Origin of the sequence: Synechococcus sp. Lug-A, from assembly GCF_024345655.1 — a bacterium.
In the GTDB taxonomy this organism is placed as follows: Bacteria; Cyanobacteriota; Cyanobacteriia; order PCC-6307; family Cyanobiaceae; genus MW101C3.
In genome coordinates this window covers 109679-129602 of sequence record NZ_JAGQBN010000001.1, presented here as the reverse complement: position 1 = coordinate 129602, position 19924 = coordinate 109679, and the positions used below count along the sequence as shown (strand labels likewise).

Annotated in this window: 21 protein-coding genes and 1 riboswitch; of the genes, 17 read left to right on the top strand and 4 right to left on the bottom strand. The window is 66.8% G+C overall.

Annotated features, from left to right (window positions below):
- The first annotated feature begins 132 nt into the window (after positions 1 to 132).
- From KBY86_RS00645 to murF, 12 genes are all read left to right on the top strand, one after another.
- A complete protein-coding gene (locus KBY86_RS00645) occupies positions 133 to 1413 on the top strand; it encodes a lipopolysaccharide biosynthesis protein (protein WP_255139767.1) in 1281 nt (426 codons plus the stop codon).
- Positions 1414 to 1541: 128 nt separating this feature from the next.
- Positions 1542 to 2435: a glycosyltransferase family 2 protein gene (locus tag KBY86_RS00640; protein WP_255139766.1), complete on the top strand. Its 894-nt coding sequence runs from the start codon at positions 1542 to 1544 to the stop codon at positions 2433 to 2435.
- Positions 2436 to 2476: 41 nt separating this feature from the next.
- A complete protein-coding gene (locus KBY86_RS00635) occupies positions 2477 to 3454 on the top strand; it encodes a glycosyltransferase family 2 protein (RefSeq protein WP_255139764.1) in 978 nt (325 codons plus the stop codon).
- A gap of 40 nt (positions 3455 to 3494) precedes the next feature.
- Positions 3495 to 4526, top strand: coding sequence for a glycosyltransferase family 2 protein (locus KBY86_RS00630; RefSeq protein ID WP_255139763.1), 1032 nt, complete (start codon positions 3495 to 3497; stop codon positions 4524 to 4526).
- Positions 4523 to 4978: a PssD/Cps14F family polysaccharide biosynthesis glycosyltransferase gene (gene pssD, locus KBY86_RS00625; RefSeq protein ID WP_094512885.1), complete on the top strand. Its 456-nt coding sequence runs from the start codon at positions 4523 to 4525 to the stop codon at positions 4976 to 4978. The genes KBY86_RS00630 and pssD overlap by 4 nt, the downstream gene beginning before the upstream one ends.
- Complete coding sequence (locus KBY86_RS00620; protein WP_255139762.1) at positions 4975 to 5454, top strand: glycosyltransferase; 480 nt, start codon at positions 4975 to 4977, stop codon at positions 5452 to 5454. Before pssD ends, KBY86_RS00620 begins: the two co-directional genes overlap by 4 nt.
- Positions 5451 to 6452 carry a sugar transferase gene (locus KBY86_RS00615; protein ID WP_255139761.1) on the top strand — a complete coding sequence of 334 codons (1002 nt, stop codon included), beginning with the start codon at positions 5451 to 5453 and terminating at the stop codon, positions 6450 to 6452. Before KBY86_RS00620 ends, KBY86_RS00615 begins: the two co-directional genes overlap by 4 nt.
- On the top strand, positions 6449 to 6946 hold the full coding sequence (locus KBY86_RS00610) for an ATP-binding protein (RefSeq protein ID WP_255139760.1): 498 nt from the start codon (positions 6449 to 6451) through the stop codon (positions 6944 to 6946). Before KBY86_RS00615 ends, KBY86_RS00610 begins: the two co-directional genes overlap by 4 nt.
- Before the next feature lie 561 nt (positions 6947 to 7507).
- A complete protein-coding gene (locus tag KBY86_RS00605; protein WP_399220886.1) occupies positions 7508 to 8143 on the top strand; it encodes a L,D-transpeptidase in 636 nt (211 codons plus the stop codon).
- Positions 8144 to 8248: 105 nt separating this feature from the next.
- Positions 8249 to 9793, top strand: coding sequence for a glycogen synthase GlgA (gene glgA, locus KBY86_RS00600; RefSeq protein ID WP_255139759.1), 1545 nt, complete (start codon positions 8249 to 8251; stop codon positions 9791 to 9793).
- 67 nt (positions 9794 to 9860) lie between these two features.
- Positions 9861 to 10757 (top strand): hypothetical protein, encoded by an 897-nt coding sequence (locus KBY86_RS00595; RefSeq protein WP_255139758.1) that lies wholly within the window; start codon positions 9861 to 9863, stop codon positions 10755 to 10757.
- A gap of 4 nt (positions 10758 to 10761) precedes the next feature.
- On the top strand, positions 10762 to 12285 hold the full coding sequence (murF, locus tag KBY86_RS00590) for a UDP-N-acetylmuramoyl-tripeptide--D-alanyl-D-alanine ligase (protein ID WP_255139756.1): 1524 nt from the start codon (positions 10762 to 10764) through the stop codon (positions 12283 to 12285).
- Here murF and glmU read toward each other — a convergent pair.
- The 3 genes from glmU to upp all read right to left on the bottom strand — a co-directional run bounded on the left by glmU (position 12249) and on the right by upp (position 15795).
- Positions 12249 to 13628, bottom strand: coding sequence for a bifunctional UDP-N-acetylglucosamine diphosphorylase/glucosamine-1-phosphate N-acetyltransferase GlmU (glmU, locus tag KBY86_RS00585; RefSeq protein ID WP_255139755.1), 1380 nt, complete (start codon positions 13626 to 13628; stop codon positions 12249 to 12251). The two genes, murF and glmU, sit on opposite strands and share 37 nt — an antisense overlap.
- Before the next feature lie 61 nt (positions 13629 to 13689).
- Positions 13690 to 15027, bottom strand: a complete 1338-nt coding sequence (aroA, locus tag KBY86_RS00580) for a 3-phosphoshikimate 1-carboxyvinyltransferase (protein ID WP_255139753.1) — start codon at positions 15025 to 15027, stop codon at positions 13690 to 13692.
- A 99-nt stretch (positions 15028 to 15126) separates the two neighbouring features.
- Positions 15127 to 15795 (bottom strand): uracil phosphoribosyltransferase, encoded by a 669-nt coding sequence (gene upp / locus KBY86_RS00575; RefSeq protein ID WP_255100868.1) that lies wholly within the window; start codon positions 15793 to 15795, stop codon positions 15127 to 15129.
- 51 nt (positions 15796 to 15846) lie between these two features.
- Between upp and KBY86_RS00570 the strand changes: the two genes are divergently transcribed.
- From KBY86_RS00570 to cobW, 3 genes are all read left to right on the top strand, one after another.
- Positions 15847 to 16377 carry a pentapeptide repeat-containing protein gene (locus KBY86_RS00570; protein WP_369803028.1) on the top strand — a complete coding sequence of 177 codons (531 nt, stop codon included), beginning with the start codon at positions 15847 to 15849 and terminating at the stop codon, positions 16375 to 16377.
- Positions 16371 to 16527, top strand: a riboswitch (cobalamin riboswitch). Its footprint overlaps the gene before it by 7 nt.
- Before the next feature lie 90 nt (positions 16528 to 16617).
- Complete coding sequence (locus tag KBY86_RS00565) at positions 16618 to 17223, top strand: HupE/UreJ family protein (RefSeq protein ID WP_255100869.1); 606 nt, start codon at positions 16618 to 16620, stop codon at positions 17221 to 17223.
- 1 nt (position 17224) lies between these two features.
- Positions 17225 to 18388: a cobalamin biosynthesis protein CobW gene (gene cobW, locus KBY86_RS00560; RefSeq protein ID WP_255139752.1), complete on the top strand. Its 1164-nt coding sequence runs from the start codon at positions 17225 to 17227 to the stop codon at positions 18386 to 18388.
- Positions 18389 to 18529: 141 nt separating this feature from the next.
- On the opposite strand, the gene KBY86_RS00555 is transcribed toward cobW, so the two are convergent.
- Positions 18530 to 18901 carry a hypothetical protein gene (locus tag KBY86_RS00555; protein ID WP_255100871.1) on the bottom strand — a complete coding sequence of 124 codons (372 nt, stop codon included), beginning with the start codon at positions 18899 to 18901 and terminating at the stop codon, positions 18530 to 18532.
- Positions 18902 to 18995: 94 nt separating this feature from the next.
- Here KBY86_RS00555 and purS point away from each other — a divergent pair, with 94 nt between their 5' ends.
- Both purS and purQ read left to right on the top strand, forming a co-directional pair.
- On the top strand, positions 18996 to 19268 hold the full coding sequence (purS, locus tag KBY86_RS00550) for a phosphoribosylformylglycinamidine synthase subunit PurS (protein ID WP_094512874.1): 273 nt from the start codon (positions 18996 to 18998) through the stop codon (positions 19266 to 19268).
- Positions 19265 to 19918: a phosphoribosylformylglycinamidine synthase subunit PurQ gene (purQ, locus tag KBY86_RS00545; protein ID WP_255139751.1), complete on the top strand. Its 654-nt coding sequence runs from the start codon at positions 19265 to 19267 to the stop codon at positions 19916 to 19918. The genes purS and purQ overlap by 4 nt, the downstream gene beginning before the upstream one ends.
- The last annotated feature ends 6 nt before the right edge of the window (positions 19919 to 19924 follow it).

Sequence of the window (19924 nt, the reverse complement as noted above, 5' to 3'; positions counted from 1 at the left end):
TGATGCCATGACGAGCATTCTGAAGGCAACAGCATGGCCAGTGTCGTTGCGGTCTCGACCGCTCTGCCTGTGGGGACACAGTCTGTGGCCGTTGCTTTGCCACTCGAGTCTTAAGCGTGGGGCAGACCTTTGATGCGTCTGCTCAGCCAGCTGAAGGGTTTCATCCCGAAGGATCGATTCATCCGCAACATCGGCTGGATGGGGGTGGGGGAGGTGGGGATTCGCGTCTCGCGTCTCGTGGCCACAGTGCTGTTGGCCAGGCTGCTGAGCCCCAGGGACTATGGCCTGGCCGCCATCGTGTTGACGTCCGGCGAGCTTGTCAAGGTCTTCACACGCAACGGCATCGGGGACAAGATCGTGCAGGCCGATGCGGAGGATGTCCAAGAAATCTGCCAGACGGCATGGAGCCTGAACTGGCTGATCGGCTTTAGCCTCTTTGTCGTGCAGATCATTGGTTCGTTTATCTTTGCCCGCGTTTACAGCGACAACGCACTGATCCTGCCAATCATTGTGGTGAGTTTCAGCTATCTGATCTACCCACTCGCCATGGTCCAGACGGCCTTGGTACGCAGGCAAAACAGGCTCAAGTTCTACAGCTTGACCAATCTCACGGCGGTCGTCACCGACAATCTGCTGACCGGTATCTTTGCGCTGTTTGGGATGGGCATGTGGGCGATTGTACTGCCCAAGTTGCTGGTGGCTCCAGTCTGGGTCGCGATGATGCTGCGGTTTGAACCCTGGCGTCCCGTCATGACGTTCACCCTCAAACGTTGGAAATCCGTGCTGGGATTTGGCAGTCGCATCCTGGGTGTGGAGATGCTCAACACGTTCCGCGAGAATGTTGATTATCTTTTGATCGGTCGCTTCATCGGCGTCAAAGCACTTGGGGTGTACTACTTCGCCTTCAACGCTGGATTGGGTCTGAGCCTGAGTGTGATCAATGCCCTGTCCGTCTCCATCTACTCCGATTTCTGTGACGTCAGAGGCCAACCCGCCGAACTCAAGCAGCGCTTCAGCAAGAACTTGCTCACCATCACCAAGGTGATCGTGCCCGTTGTGGCGTTGCAATGCAGCCTGGCCCCTCTCTATGTACCGATCGTTTTTGGTCAGAAGTGGGTGACGGAGGGTGCCGTGCCGATCTTGATGCTGATCTGCCTGTCGGCCCTGTCCCGACCCTTCGCCAACGCCTCCTCGATGCTGTTCCGCGCCGTTGGCCTGCCCCAGGTGGATCTGCTCTGGAATCTGGCCTTCACGGTGGCACTTACCGTCGCCATCCTGATCGGCACGTCCTGGGGATCCCTGGGTGTGGCCGTGTCCGTGGCAGCGGCCCATCTCACGCTTCAGCCGATCTACCTGATGATGGGGCAACGGCTGCTGCGAAGGATTCAGGTGGCCCAGCCGGCCAGCCTTTGACGCACCTTCACAGGCCTGAGGCCCAAGCCCTTTGCCCATGGAGGGCGCTGCCAGCGCGCGGTTAGGGTGATGGAAATGTTTCAAGCCTCGCTGGCCCCGCCCCAGTCCCGGGTCACGTCGGTGGTGCCATGGGTGCCATCGGAGCAAGCCGTACCGTCCTCCCGCCCGATTCACGCGTGAAGATCTACGCCATCTGTCTGATCAAGAATGAGGGCGACGTCATTGCGGATTGTCTGATTCATGCGCTGACGTTCTGTGATCGCATCTTCGTCCTCGATAACGGCAGCACCGATGGAACCTGGGAAACCGTGAATGCCCTGGCACAGCACTATCCGACGATTGTGATCGAGGACCAGCTCCTGATCCCATTCCGCGATGGGATGCGCTCGATCGTCTACAACAAATACAACCACGAACTGGCTGATCAGGATTGGTGGCTACGGCTCGATGGGGATGAGTTCCTCGAAGGGGACCCCAGAGAGGTTCTGGCCACGGCCAACCGTGAGAAAGCCGATTTCGTGACGGCCTGGAATCTGCAGTTCTACTACACGGATGCCGATTACAAGAATTGGGCGGCTGAGAAGCTTGAACCCCACCGTCCCATCACCGAACGGCGCCTGTACTACTCGGCCAATTGGCGAGAGTACCGCTTCTTCCGCAACCAACCCCATCAGCCCTGGAACGAAGCGGTGGCCCCACAGTGGCCCAACGGACTCACCAAAGCCTGCTCGCAGCGTCTCTACAATCGCCACTACCCCTACCGCACGCCTGACCAGATCAAGGAGAAGCTTCAGGCCCGCTACGGCCACGAACAGTTTCGCCATATCGACTCCGTCGACTGGACATCCAAGTTGCTGCCTGCGCGCCAGCTGAACCACTTCCAGGAGGGGCAGCCGCCCATCATCAACCAGTTCGATTACTACGCCAAACGCCTGCGGATGATCCGGATCACCCTGATGGCACGGATCAGGGCCGTCCTGCGTCGTCTTCTGGGTGGCCACCGCTCCAGCCATACGTCGTAGCTGTCTCGATGGTGGACCTTCATCACCACGGGACGGCTGCGGTGGTTCCAGACCCTGAACAACTGGACGAACCGGCCATTTCCGTGGTGGTACCGATCTACAACGCGGCGCCACACATCGAGCAAACCCTGCGCTCCGTGCAGAACCAGAGCCTGAGCAACTGGGAACTGATCGCTGTTGATGACGGATCCACTGACGACAGCCTCGCCATCGTGTCGCGCCTGTTTGGGGAGGATCCCCGAGTGCACCTGGTAAGCCAGCCCAACGCGGGAGTCTCGATCGCCCGCAATCGCGGGGTGGCCCTCAGCCGTGCGCCCCTGATCGCCTTTCTCGATGCCGATGACCTCTGGCATGCCGACAAACTGCGCCTGCATGTGGCCTACCACGCCAACCATCCTGATGTCGGCGTGAGTTTCGCCCGCATCGCGTTCCTGTCCCCTGGGGGAACGCCCACCGGCCTGCTGGCGGCCCTGCCCCGGGAATCGCATCGGCCGGTGGATTTTCTCTGTGAGAACCCCACCAACACCACGTCGAACTGGGTGCTGCGGCGGCAGGTGTTCCACGCAGTGGGCGGATTCGTCACCGACATGAGTTATTCGGAGGATCTGGAATGGCTGCTGCGGGTGGCCTGCGATGGCCGCTGGCAGATCGCCGGCTTGCCCCAGGTGCTCACCTACTACCGCACCTCGGCCGGGGGACTCTCCTCAAGCCTGCAACGCATGGAACAGGGCTGGCTGCGGCTGATCAGCGAAGCCCGTGGCTATGCGCCTGAGCTGGTGGCAAACCACTTCGCCACAGCCCAGGCCATCCACCTGCGCTACCTGGCCCGGCGCTCCCTGCGCCTCGGAGGAGCCCCCGCCATCGGCACCGATTTCATGCTGCGCTCCCTGCGCTCGGATTGGCGGATCCTGCTGCGGGAGCCGCGCCGTACCGTGCTCACGGCCCTGGCCGTCTTCGCCCGACAGCTGCTGGCCCCCTTCCGCCGCCCGGGTGGCCGCCACGACGAGGCACGGCCATGATGACCCTCGCCAATGCCCCTCTGCCTGTGAGCGCACTGACATGAGCCAATCCCCTCTGGTCTCAGTGGTGATGCCGCTCTACAACTCCGCCGCCACGGTGAGGGAAAGCCTGGAATCCGTTCTCAGCCAGACCTACTCCAACCTGGAGATCCTGGTGGTGAACGATGGCTCCACCGATGACGGGGTGGCGATCTGCCAGGGGTATGGGGACGGGCGCGTTCGGGTGGTGCATCAGCAGAACCGGGGCCTGGCCGGGGCGCGGAACACAGGCATCCGGCAGGCCAAAGGGGAGTTCCTCGGATTTCTGGACAGCGACGATCTGTGGCTTCCCACCAAGGTGGAGCGGCATGTGGCTCATCTGCAAGCGCGGCCGGAGGTGGGTGTCAGCTTTTCCCGCTCCGGATTCATCGATGAGAACTCCAGGCCGATCGGGATCTACCAGATGCCGAGGCTGCAGGGCATCACGCCGGAGATCGTCTTCTGCCGCAATCCGATCGGCAATGGCTCAGCTGTGGTGATCCGCCGAGACGTCTTTGATGCCATTCGCTTTGAGGCGAATCTCTATGGCGAAGTGGAAGACTTCTTCTTTGACGACACCTTTCGACAGTCCGAAGATATTGAGTGCTGGCTGCGGATTGCGCTGCAGACCCATTGGCGGATCGAGGGAATCCCCGAGGCACTGACGCTTTACCGCATCAGCGACGGCGGACTCTCGGCCAATCTGATGAAGCAGTACGCCTCCTGGGAGCGGGTTCTGCTCAAGACCCAAGCCACCCACCCCGATTTCGTCGCCCAATGGGGCTCCAGGGCCCGCGCCTATCAGCTGCGCTACCTGGCCCGCCGGGCCACCCGCCAGCGGGACGGCGCCCTGGCCGTGCGTCTGCTGCACCAATCCCTGGCCACCGACTGGAGGGTGCTGCTCGAGGAACCGCGACGTACCTTGATCACGCTGCTGGCCGCCTACCTGCTGCGGCTGTTGCCGGAGGCTCCCTATCGCTGGCTGGAGGGTCTGATGCTGCGCTCCACGGGGGCCAGTCAGCAGCGGCGCATGCGTGGGGAACTGAGCCGATGAAGATCCTGCTGGTCTGCTCTTCAGGGGGGCATTTCAAGGCGCTGCAGCAGCTGGCCGATTTCTGGGGGCGCCATCCCCATCTCTGGGTCACGTTTCGAACGCCCACGACGGAAACCGCCCTGGCCGATGAACAGGTGCTCTGGGCCCACAGCCCCACGAATCGCAACCTGCCGAATCTGCTGCGCAACCTGGGGCTGGCGTTGCAGGTGATCCGCAGAGAGCAGCCAGACGTGATTCTTTCCACCGGCGCCGGTGTGGCTGTTCCCTTTCTTCTTCTCGGTAAGCTGTTTCGATGCAAGACCGTGTTCATCGAGTCCGTGACCCGCATTGAGACGCTCAGCCTGTCGGCGCGGCTGGTGCGACCCTTCCTGGACATCCTCTATGTGCACTGGCCCCAGCTGCAGCGTCGTTATCCCCGGGCCGAACTTGTCCAGGGCAAGCTCGGATCATGATTCTCGTTAGTGTCGGAACAGAGCAGTTCCCCTTCAATCGGCTGATGCAGTGGGTGGAGCTGCTGATCCAACAAGAGCTCATCGATGAAGAGATCGTCGTTCAATACGGCACCTGTACGTTTCTCCCCAGTGGCACCACCGTGTATCGGCTGTTGAAGGAGGAGTCGTTTCGGGCCCTCGTGCAGAGGGCCCGGGTGGTGATTGCCCACTGCGGAGAGGGCACGGTGCTGTTGCTCGATGAGATGCAGCAGCCTTTCATTCTTGTTCCCCGCAGTGTGCGTTATCAGGAGCATGTGGATGATCATCAGGTGGAACTCGCCCTGGCACTGACGGAAATGGGGGTGCCGATCGCCTGGAGCCCGGGCGATCTGGTTCGCTTTCTTCTGGCGCCTTTCAAGACCTCGATCAGCGACGTGACCGATAGCTCCGCCCAGTCCCTGTGTCGCAGTCTGCAGAGCCACTTTTCTCCGGTATGACGGCTCACCCTTCTCCCGACGCGACTGTGGTCAGAACCGTTCAGAACGGGGTGCTGATTCTCCAGCTGCCCCCACGGCTGACCGTCACTGAGGCCGTGGCTTTCCGCGCCGGTTTCTGCGGCTGGCTTGAGGAGGTGGAGGACCTGCGCGAAGTGATCCTGGATTTCGGCAGGACGGCCAGCATCGACAGCAGCGGCATCGGTGCCCTGGTCGGCGCCATCAAGGCCGTCCAGGAGCGGGCTGTTCCCCTCTGCGCCTGGAGCCTGCACCGGCAGGTGTTCCTGGCCCTGCAGCTGACAGGGCTGGAGAAGCTGTTGCCGATGGCAGCCCACTCCGAGGGCCTGCTCCCCCAGCTCTCCCACGTTGAGGACCAGCGCCCCCCCCTCACCCACCCTTCGGTGCGCTCCGGGATCAAGCGGTTCATGGACATCTGTGGCGCACTCATCGGCCTGGGGATCACGGCGCTGCTGTTCCTGCCCCTGGCCGTGGCCATCCGCCTGGACAGCCCGGGGCCCATTCTGTTCAGTCAGGTGCGCTGCGGCTGGATGGGCCGTCATTTCCGCATCTGGAAGTTCCGCTCGATGGTGAGCGATGCCGAGACCCTCAAAGGCAGTGTGGCGAACCAGGCCAAGGGCGCTTTCTTCAAGAATGACAATGACCCCAGGATCACCAAAGTGGGCCGCATCCTGCGCAAGACCAGCCTCGATGAACTGCCCCAGTTCTGGAACGTGCTGATCGGCGACATGAGCCTGATCGGAACGCGGCCAGCCACCCCGGATGAGGTGCGTCGCTACGCCATTCCCAGCTGGCAGCGGTTTGATGTGCGCCCCGGGCTGAGTGGGGAATGGCAGGTGAATGGCCGCTCTTCCATCCGTGATTTCGAAGATGTGATCAAGCTCGACCTCCGCTACCAGCAGAACTGGAGTCTGGGCTACGACCTCCGACTGATCGCCAGAACATTCCTTGTGCTGCTCAGCAAGGATTCGGGGGCAGCATGAGTCTGCCCATGGCGGCAGATTTCGTGCCGGATGGGCAGCTTGCGGTCAGCAGTGATCTCAATCAGCTTGAGCTTGTCCTCAGCTGGTTCGAGGGACTGGGCCACCCCGACGTGCCCGCCGATGTCTGGATGCAGGCCCAGCTGGCTCTTGTGGAAGGGTTCACCAACGCCGTGCGCCATGCCCATGCCCACCTGGTGTCGCCACCACGGGTGCAGCTCGCGCTGCAGCGGAGCAGCCGCCTGGTGCGCCTTCGGATTGTCGACCACGGCGAAGCCTTTGATCTGGCGTCGGCACTGGTCAGGGTGGAAGCCGAGATCGCCGCCAGTGGTTCGGACCCCCTGGCCAGGGAGGCCCATTGGGGGCTGGTGATGTTTCTGAAGCTTCAGAAGGAGTATGGCTGGACGATCAGCTACTGCAGGGCGGACGACGGCATCAATGTCCTGTGCCTGAGCCACGCCCTGACGACGGATGCAGGGGCCGGTGGGTCATGCTGAAGGACTCAGGATGGCATCGGGCAGGTTGAAAGATCGACCACCGCGTCCAGAGGTGAAGGTAGTAATTGGTTCCCTCCGGTCCCCGCCCCCAACCATTGGCCAGGTGCTGGCCCCAGATGATGCTGGTGGCTTCCAGTGACCTCCGGCTCTCCTTCGGAAGACTCCCCAGATCACCGCTGTAGAGAATCCTCCGGCCTCGGTAGTAAAAGGCTGTCTCCAGGGGCAGCTCCCTGAGCTTGTCATCCAACCTGAACCAGACTTTCTTACTCTTGTGCAGCAACCAGAAACTCCTCGAGCAGGTGGCCGGCACTGTGTTGTCCTTGTAGCTGTAGAGAACTCCGGGGTGGTGCTCAGGGGAGCCGAGCGATGCAGCCGTGATCTCCAGACCCATGAACAGAGCAGCAGACGTCAGGGAAGCGATGCGATGCAACCGTCCTCACCGTTCGGATCGCCAGCGTCAACGTAGCTTGACCTTCTGCGTGGCCATCACTCCTGGAAGGCCCCGGGGCCCTTGCGCTGGCTAGCCTGCAGAGCCTGCCCACGCCGTCCGCCCTTCCGACCGTGGATCCGGACCGCCGCTCCGCCTCCCTGCCCCAGTCGCGCTGGCGGCCCGCCGCCGGGTTGCTGCTGGCCGCCGCCTTGCTGTTGCCGGCCATCTCGTTGCCGTCTCCGGCGGCTCTTGCGGCCCCGGCTGCGTCGAGCAGGGCCTCCTCCAGCCAAAGCCTGCTGGCGGGGGTGCCCGTGGCACTGGTGCAGCGGCCCGATCGCCATCTGGTGCTGCAACGCCGCCAGCGGCGCCTGCTGGTGCTGGAGGCGGGCGAGCTGATCCGCACCTATCCCGTGGCGGTGGGCATGCCGGGCTGGGAAACCCCGCTGGGTCGCTTCGAGGTGTTGAACATGCACAAGAATCCGGTGTGGGAGCACCCGGCCAAAGGCACCCGCATCGGCCCGGGGCCCGCTAACCCGCTCGGCAGCCGCTGGATCGGCTTCCAGAAAGATTGTGCGGGCCGCCGCGGCTTCAGCGGTGATCAGGTGCTGGATCTGCAGGGTTGTCTGATGACCGGCTTTCACGGCACCCCACACCGTTGGACCGTGGGCCGGGCCGTGTCCCACGGCTGCGTGCGCCTTCACGACGAAAGCGTGCAGGAGCTGTTCGAGCTGGTGGAGGTGGGCACCTCGGTCACGGTGCTGCCCTGAGCCCGATGCCCTCGGGGTCACACAGGCAGGCCCTTCAGGCAGCCCGATCAGCCAGACCCGTCAGGCAGCCCCCGTAGAGTTCGGCCCTGCCGACCGGATCTTCTGATGCGTGTGCTGTTCGCCGCCGCCGAATGTGCTCCGATGGTGAAGGTGGGCGGCATGGGGGATGTGGTGGGATCGCTTCCCCCGGCCCTTGCCGCACTCGGCCACGACGTGCGTCTGATTCTTCCTGGTTACGGCCGGCTCTGGAGCCAGCTGTCGATTCCCAGTGAGCCGATCTGGCGGGGCTGGGCGATGGGCACGGAGTTTGCGATCTATGCCACCACCCATCCCACCAATGGCCTGCCGCTGTATCTGGTGGGGCATCCGGTGTTCGACCCGGAGCGCATCTACGGCGGTGACGACGAGGACTGGCGGTTCACCTTTTTTGCCAACGCCATCTCCGAGTTCGCCTGGAACCACTGGAAGCCGGATGTGCTGCACTGCCACGACTGGCACACCGGCATGATTCCGGTGTGGATGCATCAGGACCCGGAGATCAGCACGGTCTTCACCATCCACAACCTGCGCTATCAGGGCCCCTGGCGCTGGAAGCTCGACCGCATGACCTGGTGCCCCTGGTACATGCAGGGGGATCACACGATGGCGGCGGCCCTGCTCTACGCCGATCGGGTGAATGCGGTGTCTCCCACCTACGCGATGGAGATCCGCACGCCCGAATATGGCGAGCGCCTCGATGGCCTGCTCAACTACATCAGCGGCAAGCTGCGCGGCATCCTCAACGGCATTGATATCGCCGACTGGAATCCCGCCACCGACAAGACCCTGCCTGCCACGTTCAGCGCCGACGACCTGGCACCGCGGGCGACCAACAAGCGGATGCTGCAGGAACGCATGGGCCTCCGGGTGGACCCTGACACCTACGTGATGGGCATGGTGAGCCGCCTGGTGGATCAGAAGGGGGTGGACCTGCTGCTGCAGGTGGCCGATCGCGTGCTCGCTTACACCGACAGCCAGATCGTGGTGCTGGGTACCGGTGATCGCAACTACGAGGCGGGGCTCTGGCAGATGGCCCTGGCCCATCCCGGCCGGTTCGCGGTGTTTCTCACCTACGACGACGCCCTCTCCCGCCTGATCTATGCCGGCGCCGATGCCTTCCTGATGCCCAGCCGCTTCGAGCCGTGCGGCATCAGCCAGCTGCTGGCGATGCGCTACGGCTGCATTCCGGTTGTGCGCAAGGTGGGCGGCCTGGTGGACACCGTGCCGGCCCACGTGCCAGCCACTCACACCGGCACCGGCTTCTGCTTCGATCGCTATGAAGCGATCGATTTCTACACGGCGATCGTGCGCTCGTGGGAGGCCTATCGGCACACCGCCAGCTGGCAGGAACTGCAGCAGCGCGCCATGCGCGCCGATCACAGCTGGACCCGCTCCGCCCTGGAATACGACGCGATGTACCGCGAAGTGAAGGGCGTCAAGGAGCCCTCGCCGAACCGCGAGGCTGTCGAGCAATTCTCGTTGGGTCAGGAGGCCGACCCGGCTCTCGCCGACGGTGCGGCCCTCCCGGAGCGTCCCCCGGTCGCGCCCCGGCCCACCCCGGCGGTGTCGCGCAACCCGTTCTCGGCCCTGCTGCGGCGCGGCAACAGCTGAGCGGGTAGAGCTGCCTTGATCCGTGCGGATCCGCCCTGATCCCACCGTCTGCTTCTGAACCTGGCCCATGACGGACCCGGACCCCGGCCGCTCCCAGCTCCCTGCGCTCTACACCAGCCCCTGGAGTGCCCTCGGCCGGGATCTGATCGCCGTGCTCGCCAGCCTGCGCCTGAAGGCGCAGGAACTGTGGCGTCGCAACCGCCAGGCCGATCTGATCGTGCCCGGCTTCTGGCCACGCGCGCTGGCGCCGCTGTTCTGGCCGCTGTTGCTCCTGCTGGCATTGCTGGGGCTGACGGGCGTTGTGGTGGGGCTTAGGGCGCTGGCGCCCCGTGCGGTTCCCCCTGCTGCCCCCGTAGCGGCCCCTTTGCAGCCGCCCATCACCTCCGCCGGCAGTCCCGGCCAGGCTCCCGGCCTCCCGCATTCCCCGGCCGCTGGCTCAACAGACTCCCCGAGCTCCCGGACCGTCGCCTCTGAGCCGGCAGGGGAGCGGCGGGGAGCGCGATCCCCTGCCACTCCTTCACCAGCCACACCCTCCACGAGAGCACGCTCCGCCGGCACCCCTTCGCCGTCGCCAGCGCCGCCGCCGTCGCGGCCGCCTTCTGCGCCGTCACCTGCGCCGTCATCTGCGCCGCCTGGGGCCGCCCCGCCTGATTCGGCCCTGAGCGAACCCTCCCCGCCGGCGATCGAACCGCTGCTGGAGCTGTTGGCCGACCTTGACCCGCAGCAGCTGATCCGCGTTGCCCGCCCCCATCCCGCCAGCGGCACTCTGGAACTGGAGCTGGACGTCAGGCTCGATCGGCTCAACGCTCAGGAGCGCCAGCAGCAGGCGAACCTCTGGCTGGAGCGGGCCCGCGCCCTTGGCTACGACAACCTGGAGCTCAGCGATGGCGACGGGCTGCTGCTCGGCCGGCCTGCCTGGGTGGGAGGGGGCATGATCCTTCTCGATCACCAGGCTGGGGGCTGAGCGGATGCGGCTGGAGCAACTCGTGGCGCTCTGGGGCGACCCCATCGGTCCGGCCCTCGATCCCGCTGTGCCGCTGCCCCGCGTCTGCACCGATAGCCGGCGTCTGCAGCCGGGTGATCTGTTTGTGCCGCTCACGGGTGAACAGCACGATGGCCACCGGTTCCTCTCCCAGGCGGCCGAAGCCGGCGCCCTGGCGGCACTGATCGCGCGCACGCGTGCCGCGGAGCGCCCTGCCTCCCTGCCCGCCTGGCTCGTGGACGACACCCAGCTGGCCTACCAGCAGCTGGCACGGGCCTGGCGCCAGACGCTGGCGGCACCGTTGATCGCCGTGACGGGTTCCGCTGGCAAGACCACCACCCGCGAACTGGTGCGCGCCGTGCTGGCGCCGCTGGGGCCGGTGCTGGCCACCAGCGGCAATGAGAACAACGATGTGGGCGTGCCGCTCACCCTGCTCAAGGCCAGCCCCAGTGAGGCGGCCGTGGTGGTGGAAATGGGCATGCGCGGTCTGGGGGAGATCGAGCGGCTCTCCCGCTGTGCGCTGCCCGATGTGGTGGTGATCACCAACATCGGCACGGCCCACATCGGCCGGCTCGGCAGCCGTGAAGCCATTGCCCAGGCCAAGTGTGAGATCACAGCCTCGCTCAGCCCGGCCGGTCTGGTGGTGATTCCCGCCGGCGATCCTCTGCTCGAGCAGGCGCTGGGCGCCGTGTGGAGCGGGCGGGTGCGCCGCGTGGCGCTCACAGGCGATGACGTCGCCGTGGGCCCGCACGTGCCAGCCCCTGACCTGCTCGGCCAGATCGAGGGGGATCCCGGCGCGGCCGGCGGCGCCTGGCTGCAGCTGCTTGCCGGCCCCGGCGCCGCTGCAAGCACTGCCGCTCCCGCTCCTGCTCCTGCTCCTGTTGCTTCAGCTGAGGGAGCTTCCACTGGCGAGGCTTCCACAGACCCTTCTCCAACGGAGTTTCGGGTGCCGCTGCCCCTGCCCGGGCGCCACAATGCCCGCAACCTGCTGCTTGCCCTGGCGGTGGCACTGGAGCTCGGCGTGCGGGCCGATCAGCTGCAGGTCCTCCGGGTGGAGGTGCCCGGTGGCCGCAGCCGCCGTCTGCAGCTCGGCGCTGTACAGGTGCTCGACGAGACCTACAACGCCTCCCCCGAAGCGGTGCTGGCGGCCCTCGATCTGCTGGCGGCCCAGCCGGGACGCCGCTTTGCTGCTCTCGGCACGATGCTGGAGTTGGGCGAGCAGAGCGAGGCGCTCCACCGCGCCGTGGCACGCCGTGCCGCGGATCTGCAGCTGGATGGGCTGGTGATCGTGGATGGTGGTGCCATCGGCGCCGCCATGCAGGAAGCGGCCAGTGGCCTGCCGCGGCTGGCTCGCGTGCAGAGCCCGGCTGAGGCGGCCGAGGCGCTGCTGGGGTGGCTGCAACCGGGCGATCAGTTGCTGCTCAAGGCCAGCCGTGGCGTGGCCCTGGAGCGGGCGATCCCGCTGCTGGCGGCTCAGCTGCCCGGCGCCGCCGGCGTGGCGCCGGCCTGAGGCCCCGGCCAGTTCTCGCGCACCAGCTGGCGGGCCCGGCCCAGAGCCAGGGAGCCGGCGGGAACATCGCGGGTAAGGGTGGAGCCGGCCCCCACGGTGACGCCCTCACCCAGGCGGATCGGGGCCACCAACACGGAATTGGCACCGGTTTTGCTGCCGGCGCCGATCACGGTGCGGTGCTTGCGCACGCCGTCGTAGTTGGCGGTGATCGTGCCGGCTCCCACATTCACGTTCTCGCCCAGCTCCGCATCGCCGATGTAGCTGAGGTGGTTCACTTTGCAGCCGGCGCCCAGCCTGCTCTGCTTGATCTCCACGAAGTTCCCCACCCGGCAGCCCGCCGCCAACTCGGTACCGGGCCGCAGCTGGGCGTAGGGCCCGATGGCGCAGCCATCAGCGACGCTGGCCTCGCGTACCACCGAAAGCAGCACCTCCACTCCGTTGCCGAGTGTGGCGTTCTCCAGCAGGGAGCCTGGCCCGAGCCGGCAGCCATCGCCGATCCGGCAGGCGCCGCGCAGGTGGGTCTGAGGCTCCACCACCACGTCGCGCCCGAAGCGGGTGGCGTCGCTGAGCGTGCAGCTGGCCGGATCGATGAAGGTGACACCCTCCACCATCCAGTGCCGCCGCAGCCGCTCCTGCAGCACCTGCTCGCACTGGGCCAGCTGCAGGCGGTCGTTGATGCCGTTGGTCTCGGCGCTGTCCTCCACCTCCAGGTGCTGGGCGGAGCCGAGCAGGGCCACGGTGTCGGTCAGGTAGAGCTCGCCCTGGTCGTTGTCGCTGGAGAGCTGGGGCAGCACCGCCGCCAGGCGGCTCCAGTCGAAGCAGTAGATGCCGGCGTTCACGAGCGGGTTGTCCCGCTGGGCGGCATTGCAGTCGCGGTGTTCCACGATCGCGCTCACCTGTGCATCCTCGTCCGCGAACACCCGGCCGTAGCCGCTCGGATCCTCCAGCCGGGCTGTCAGCAGGGTCACGGCGGCGCCACCGCGCCGGTGGCTGTCGAGCAGCTGGCGCAGCGTTTGCGGACGCAGCAGCGGCACGTCTCCATTGAGCACCAGCAGATCACCCGTGAAGCCCTGCAGCGGCTCCAGCAGCTGCTGCACGGCATGGCCGGTGCCGTTCTGCGGCTGCTGCAGCACGAACTCCAGCCCGTGGTGGGCCGCCAGCGACGCCTCCACACGCTCGGCCTGGTGCCCCACGATCAGCAGGCGCCGATCGGGTTCGAGGCTGTCGCAGCAGCGGAGCACCCGCTCCACCAGCGTGGCACCGGCCAGCGGCTGCAGCACCTTGGGAAGGTCGCTGCGCATGCGGGTTCCCTTCCCGGCGGCCAGAACGGCAACGGCAAGCATGCGGGGGGCGGCAATTGGCGGGAATCTATCCGGCGCCCCGCTGCCCTTTCGCCGGTGGGCTTCAGGCCTGCAGACGTGCCAGATCGTCCCAGAAGCCGGGGTACGACACCGCCGCAGCTTCGCTGCGGTGCAGCCGCGTGGGACCGATGGCCACCTGGGCCGCCACCGCCAGGCTCATCGCCACCCGGTGGTCGGTTTCGCTGTCCACCTCGGCGCCGTGCAGCTCCACCCCTCCGGTGATGTCGAGCCCGTCGGGGTGCTCCACCAGCCGTGCCCCCATCGCGCCCAGCTGGCGGCACATCACGGCGAGCCGATCGGTTTCCTTGACGCGCAGCTCAGCTGCTTCCCGGATCCGGCTGGTGCCCTCGGCCCGGCAGGCGGCCACCACCAGCACAGGGATTTCATCCACCAGGCGCGGAATCAGCTCGCCGCCGATGTCAAAGGCCTGCAACGGCCCATAGCGCACCCGCAGATCCCCCACCGGCTCGCCCGCCACCAGGCGCTGCTCCAGCCGCTCGATGCGGGCGCCCATGGCTTCGAGCACCTCCAGCACCCCCGTGCGGGTGGGGTTGAGGCCCACGTTGCGCACGGTCAGGTCGGCGCCTGGGGTGATCGCCCCGGCCACCAGCCAGAAGGCCGCCGAGCTGATGTCGCCCGGCACTTCCACCGGCTGCCCCACCAGCTCCCGGCCCGGCGTCAGCCGCACGTGCCGGCCGGAGTCGCCGCCGATCTCGATGTCGGCGCCGAAGCCACGCAGCATCCGCTCGCTGTGATCGCGGGAGCGGGCCGGTTCGATCACGCTGGTGGGACCGGTGGCGGTGAGACCCGCCAGCAGGATCGCCGACTTCACCTGGGCCGAGGCGATCGGGGTGCCCAGCAAGGCCCCATGCAGCGCGCTTCCCTGGATCGAGAGCGGCGCCAGCTTGCCGCCGGCGCGGCCGCGGATCTGGGCGCCCATGGCGGCCAGCGGTTCGGCCACCCTTCCCATCGGCCGCTGGCGCAGGGACGCATCGCCGTTCAGCACGAAGTGGCAGCCGCTGCGTCCCGCCAGCAGCCCCATGATCAGCCGCATGGTGGTGCCGGAATTGCCGCAATCCAGCACGTCGTCGGGTTCCCGCAGGCCTTCGAGGCCCACCCCCTGCACGATCACCGGCTGCCCTGCCGCGATCGGGCTGATGGTCACCCCCATGGCGCGCAGGCAGGCGGCGGTGCTGAGCGGATCCTCCGCAGGCAGCAGGCCATCGATGCGGGTTTCGCCGGTGGCGATTGCCCCGAACAGCAGCGCGCGGTGGGAGATCGACTTATCGCCCGGCACCTGCACGGTGCCGCTCAACGAACGCGAACCTTCCTGCCCGAGGGCACGGGCCGGGGGCGGTGAAGCGGCGACAGCCAGTCCCATGCCAGGGGAGCAATGGCCCGTGAGCCTAGGTCTGGGCCTGGGCGCCACGGTCTGGCCGAGCACGACAGAGGAGGGCTGGAGCCGCGCCTGCTGCAGGCATCAGGGAATGGCCGCCGCCGGGGTGCCGAACAGACGATCACCGGCATCGCCGAGGCCCGGGACGATGCGGAAGTCGGCATCCAGGTCAGCGTCGATGCAGGCGGTGTAGAGGGTGAGGTGGGGGAAGCGCTGCCCCAGGGTGTTGAGCCCGGGCCGGGCCGCCAGGGCCGTGATCACCCGCAGCCGGTCACCGCTCACCCCTTTGCTCTCGAGCCGTTCCAGCACCTGCACCAGGCTGCCGGCGGTGGCCACCATCGGATCGAACACCAGCACCCCCACCTGGGGGCCGATTGTTTCGGGCAGCGCGTCGTAGTACCAGGAGGCCCTGGCATCAGCTTCATTGCGGCGCAGGCCGACGTGGGCGACCCGGGCCGTGGGCAGCACGGCCTGGGCCCCCTGCCACAGCCCCAGGCCCGCCCGCAGGATCGGCACCGCCAGCAGGGGCACGCTGCCGTCCACCACGCTGCCTTCGGTGCTGGCCAGCGGTGTCTGCACCGTCACCCGCTGATGGGGCAGCCAGTCGCGCACGGCTTCATAGGTGAGCCAGCGGCCCAGCTCGGCCATGGCGGTGCCGAACAGAGAGGGGGGCGTGTCCTGATCACGCAGCAGGGTCAACCAGTGACCGATCAGGGGATGGGGCGGCACCACCACCCGCAGGGACATGCTCATGTCGATCGCGCCGCGGCCGTGGCTGCCATAACTTGAGGGCCCACGGTACGTGTGTTCTTGCCCCCCTTCACTCGCCCCGGTTGGCTCAGCTCCCTGCTTGCCCTGCTGGTGGTCACGGTCGCCTGGCTGGGTCTGGTGGGCCCCCTGGCGCCGGCCCTGGCGATCACGGCACCGGAGCTGCGCGGCCAGCGGGCGCTGAAGGATCTGCAGCCCGCTATGCATGGCCGCAACCTGCAGCAGCAGGAGTTTCTGAAGGCGTCGATGCAGGGCTTCGACCTCAGTGACACCAACCTGCGCGGTGCCGTGTTCAATTCCAGCGATCTGCAGGGCAGCAATCTCAGCGGCGCCGACCTCGAAGACGCCGTGGCCTTCGCCACCCGCTTCGACAACGCCGACCTCAGCGGTGCGGTGCTCCGCAACGCCATGCTCATGCAGAGCCGCTTCACCGGGGCCACGATCGAGGGGGCCGATTTCAGCGACGCCGTGCTCGATCTGACCCAGCAGAAAGCCCTCTGCGCCAGGGCCGCAGGCGTCAATCCCCGCACCGGCGTCAGCACGGTTGAAAGCCTCGGCTGCCGGTAGATTGGCTCGCCGGTTCCAGGGGATCCATCCCTTGGAGGCAAGGGGGAAAGTCCGGTGCAATTCCGGCGCTGTCCCGCAACTGTGAAGCCTGTTCCGCGAGTCCTCGTGGCAGGGCCAGTCAGAACACCCGCCGGCGTTTCAACCCATCCAGTTCCGGCGAGGACCGGTCGAGCCATGTTTCTTCAACCCCGGGCTGCTGGCCCAGGCCGTCGTGCGGCCCAGCCAGCCAGCCCTCTGCTGTTGTCTGGCGCCCTGCAGCTCGCGCCACTCCTGGTCGTGCCGCTGCTGCTCGTGCCACTGCTGGCCACCCCCGCAGCTGCCCACCACCTGATGGAAACCTTCGCCCTGAAGGAGGGCCCGCTGGCGGGTCTGCTCAGCGGCATCGGTCATCCGCTGCTGGGTCCGGATCACCTGCTGTTTCTGCTGGCGCTCGGCCTGGTGGGCCTGGTGCAGCGCCTGCGCTGGGTGCTCGCTCTGCTTGCCGTGGGGCTTACGGCCACCGGCCTTGGCCTGCTGCTGCCCGCCCTGCCTGGCGCCGAAGCGCTGGTGGCGTTGTCGCTGGTGGTGGTGGGGCTGGTGGTGATCCAACGGTTGCCTGTCTGGACCCTGCTGCCCGCTTTCGCCCTGCACGGCTATGTGCTCAGTGATGCCGTGAGCGGCTGGCAGCCCGCCTCCGTGGTTTGGTATCTGCTGGGCCTGCTGATCAGCCAGGGCGCCCTGCTGTGGCTGGCGCTCACGTTGGTGCAGCGCTGGCGCGCGGGCCTCGCTCCGGCGCGGTTGATGCTGGCGGCCGGCGTGCTGATCGGCGTGGGCTCCACGTTCGCCTGGTCCGCGTTGGTGCCCTGAGATGACAGCCTCCATGCAACGGCGTCTCCCCGTCACCGTGGTGACGGGCTTCCTCGGCGCGGGCAAAACCACCTTGCTGCGCCATCTGCTCACCACCAGCGGTCTGCGCCTGGCGGTGCTGGTGAATGAATTCGGCGAAGTCGGCATCGACGGTGACCTGCTGCGCAGCTGCGGCTTCTGCCCGGAGGAGGAGCTCGATGGCCGGCTGGTGGAGCTCGCCAATGGCTGCCTCTGCTGCACCGTCCAGGACGATTTTCTGCCGACGATGCAGAAGCTGCTGGCGTCCGCTGATCGTCTTGACGGCATCGTGGTGGAAACCAGCGGCCTGGCGCTGCCCGAGCCCCTGGTGCAGGCCTTCAAGTGGCCCGACATCCGCACCCGCACCCGCGTCAACGGCGTGGTGACGGTGGTGGATGGTGAAGCGCTGGCCGGCGGCAGTGTGGTGGCCGACCCCGCCGCGCTTGAGCGGCAGCGGGCTGCCGACCCCAGCCTTGATCATCTCTCCGACCTGGAGGAGTTGTTCGAGGACCAGTTGCGGGCGGCTGATCTGGTGCTGGTGAGCCGCGGCGACCGCCTCACGCCTGCAGAGCTGGACCGGGTGCGCGGGCGCCTTCAGGCCTCCTGCCGCCCCGGCGCCCAGGTGTTGCCAATGCAGCGCGGTCAGGTGCCGCCCGAGCTGCTGCTGGGCCTGGATCGCCCAGCCGTCGCGCCGGCTCCTGGCCCCCATGGCGAGGCCTCCCACGACCACCATCACGACCACGATCACGGTCATCACGACCACGAGCATCACGACCACACCCACGTGCCCATGCAATCGGTGGCGATTCAGCTCGCTGGCTCCTTCGATCGTGAGGCCCTTGAAGCCACGCTCCTGGAGCAGATCCAGCACCAGGCCCTGCTGCGCCTCAAGGGCTGGCTGATTCAGCCCGGCAAACGACGGCCTCTGCAGATCCAGGCGGTTGGTCCGCGGCTCGATTGCTGGTACGAGGACCACGACGCACAGAGGGCAGCCCCCGCAGGCCCGATAGCCCCCGCACCCAGGGAGATTGGCTCCCCTGGCAGCCCCCACGAGGGTCGGCTTGAGCTGGTGGCGCTCGGGCTGCGTGTCGAGCGCAGCTTGCTGCTGCAGGCGATCGAAGGCACCCGACGCAGGCAGGCCGCCTGAGCAGGCTCGCAGCCAAGCTCAGGCGGCCTGCCTGCGATCCATTCGATGGCGGCTTGTCTGTGATCCATTCACAGCCTTCCCAGGTGTGCCATCCACTTCCAGCCGACCAAATCTTCCAGCCGACTAAATCCGATGGTCGGTTCAGTCCAGGGGGATGTCCCCCTGGGCACAGATGCCGTCCCAGCAGAGGGCCTGATCCTCGCTCCAGCGGGCCTTCACCGTCTCCCAGCTGCCGGCTGGTCGCTGCATCTCCACCACACCCTTGCCATCGTGGCGGAAGCTCAGCTGTGTGTTGTCGAAGCGCAACCTCCAGCGCTCACCCACCGCTTCCACCGTCATCACGCAGGGAAGCCAGGGGCCATCGGCCAGCCGGCAGCGCAGGGGCACCCGCTGCACCTGTGCCAGGGCCGGAGCAAGCAGAGCGGTGCCTGCCATCGCGATCAACACCGCCACCATCCCCGCCCGGGCCAGCCGGGCTCCCAGGCAGGGTTGGCTGGCGCCTGTCGCTTGCATCGCTTCCAACGCCCACCTCTGTTTTGACCATGCTTCGGCGCTGGTCCCGAGGGGGAGGCAAGCTGCCAAGATTTAACAAACGACATCCCTGCCGGTGCCCCGCTTTCAAGCCCGTGTGCTGGTCTCCCTGAGACCATCGGTTCTCGATCCGGCAGGAGAAGCCACCAGAGCCGCCGCCCAGCGGCTCGGCGTCGATGGCATCACGCGTCTGCGCATTGGCAAGGCGATGGAGGTGGAACTCGATGCGCCGGATCTCGACGCCGCGCGCAGCACGATCGAGCGGCTCAGCGATCGCCTGCTGGCCAATCCGGTGATCGAGAACTGGTGCCTCGAGCAGCTCAAGCCCGTGGAGGGCGCCGGGTCATGACGATCGGAGTGGTGGTGTTTCCCGGTTCGAACTGCGATCGGGATGTGCGCTGGGCGGCGGAAGGATGCCTCGGCATTCCCACCCGCTTCCTCTGGCACGAGGAGTCGAGCCTGGAGGGCATCGATGCGGTGGTGCTGCCCGGCGGGTTCAGCTATGGCGACTATCTCCGTTGCGGCGCCATTGCCCATGTCTCGCCGCTGTTGAGCGAACTGGCCAGCTTCGCGGCCCGTGGCGGCCCGGTGCTGGGCATCTGCAACGGCTTCCAGGTGCTCACAGAAATGGGCCTGTTGCCCGGAGCGCTCACGCGCAACCGCCAGCTGCACTTTCTCTGTGAAGCGGCTCCGCTCACGGTGCACCCGGGCGCCTCCCAGTGGCTGCGCCACTACAGCGAAGGTGAGCAGATCAGCCTGCCGATCGCCCACGGCGAAGGTTGCTTCCAGGCCGACGCTGACACGCTGGCGGAGCTGGAGGGGGAAGGCCGGGTGGTGCTGCGTTACGCCGCCAACCCCAACGGTTCGGTGGGGAATGTCGCCGGCCTCTGCAACGCCCAAGGCAATGTGCTGGGTCTGATGCCCCACCCGGAGCGGGCCTGCGACCCGATCACCGGCGGCACAGACGGCACCCGCCTGCTGGCCTCGCTGCTGGGCTGACCGCCA

What these genes read in the sequence shown, in the direction of transcription:
- cobW (WP_255139752.1), top strand. Translation starts at nt 17,225, where the DNA reads ATGACAGCCTCCATGCAACGGCGTCTCCCCGTCACCGTGGTGACGGGC.
- KBY86_RS00620 (WP_255139762.1), top strand. Translation starts at nt 4,975, where the DNA reads ATGATTCTCGTTAGTGTCGGAACAGAGCAGTTCCCCTTCAATCGGCTG.
- KBY86_RS00610 (WP_255139760.1), top strand. Translation starts at nt 6,449, where the DNA reads ATGAGTCTGCCCATGGCGGCAGATTTCGTGCCGGATGGGCAGCTTGCG.
- upp (WP_255100868.1), bottom strand. Translation starts at nt 15,795, where the DNA reads ATGAGCATGTCCCTGCGGGTGGTGGTGCCGCCCCATCCCCTGATCGGT.
- aroA (WP_255139753.1), bottom strand. Translation starts at nt 15,027, where the DNA reads ATGGGACTGGCTGTCGCCGCTTCACCGCCCCCGGCCCGTGCCCTCGGG.
- KBY86_RS00630 (WP_255139763.1), top strand. Translation starts at nt 3,495, where the DNA reads ATGAGCCAATCCCCTCTGGTCTCAGTGGTGATGCCGCTCTACAACTCC.
- KBY86_RS00595 (WP_255139758.1), top strand. Translation starts at nt 9,861, where the DNA reads ATGACGGACCCGGACCCCGGCCGCTCCCAGCTCCCTGCGCTCTACACC.
- glgA (WP_255139759.1), top strand. Translation starts at nt 8,249, where the DNA reads ATGCGTGTGCTGTTCGCCGCCGCCGAATGTGCTCCGATGGTGAAGGTG.
- glmU (WP_255139755.1), bottom strand. Translation starts at nt 13,628, where the DNA reads ATGCTTGCCGTTGCCGTTCTGGCCGCCGGGAAGGGAACCCGCATGCGC.
- murF (WP_255139756.1), top strand. Translation starts at nt 10,762, where the DNA reads ATGCGGCTGGAGCAACTCGTGGCGCTCTGGGGCGACCCCATCGGTCCG.
- KBY86_RS00615 (WP_255139761.1), top strand. Translation starts at nt 5,451, where the DNA reads ATGACGGCTCACCCTTCTCCCGACGCGACTGTGGTCAGAACCGTTCAG.
- KBY86_RS00645 (WP_255139767.1), top strand. Translation starts at nt 133, where the DNA reads ATGCGTCTGCTCAGCCAGCTGAAGGGTTTCATCCCGAAGGATCGATTC.
- KBY86_RS00555 (WP_255100871.1), bottom strand. Translation starts at nt 18,901, where the DNA reads ATGCAAGCGACAGGCGCCAGCCAACCCTGCCTGGGAGCCCGGCTGGCC.
- pssD (WP_094512885.1), top strand. Translation starts at nt 4,523, where the DNA reads ATGAAGATCCTGCTGGTCTGCTCTTCAGGGGGGCATTTCAAGGCGCTG.
- KBY86_RS00640 (WP_255139766.1), top strand. Translation starts at nt 1,542, where the DNA reads ATGGGTGCCATCGGAGCAAGCCGTACCGTCCTCCCGCCCGATTCACGC.
- purQ (WP_255139751.1), top strand. Translation starts at nt 19,265, where the DNA reads ATGACGATCGGAGTGGTGGTGTTTCCCGGTTCGAACTGCGATCGGGAT.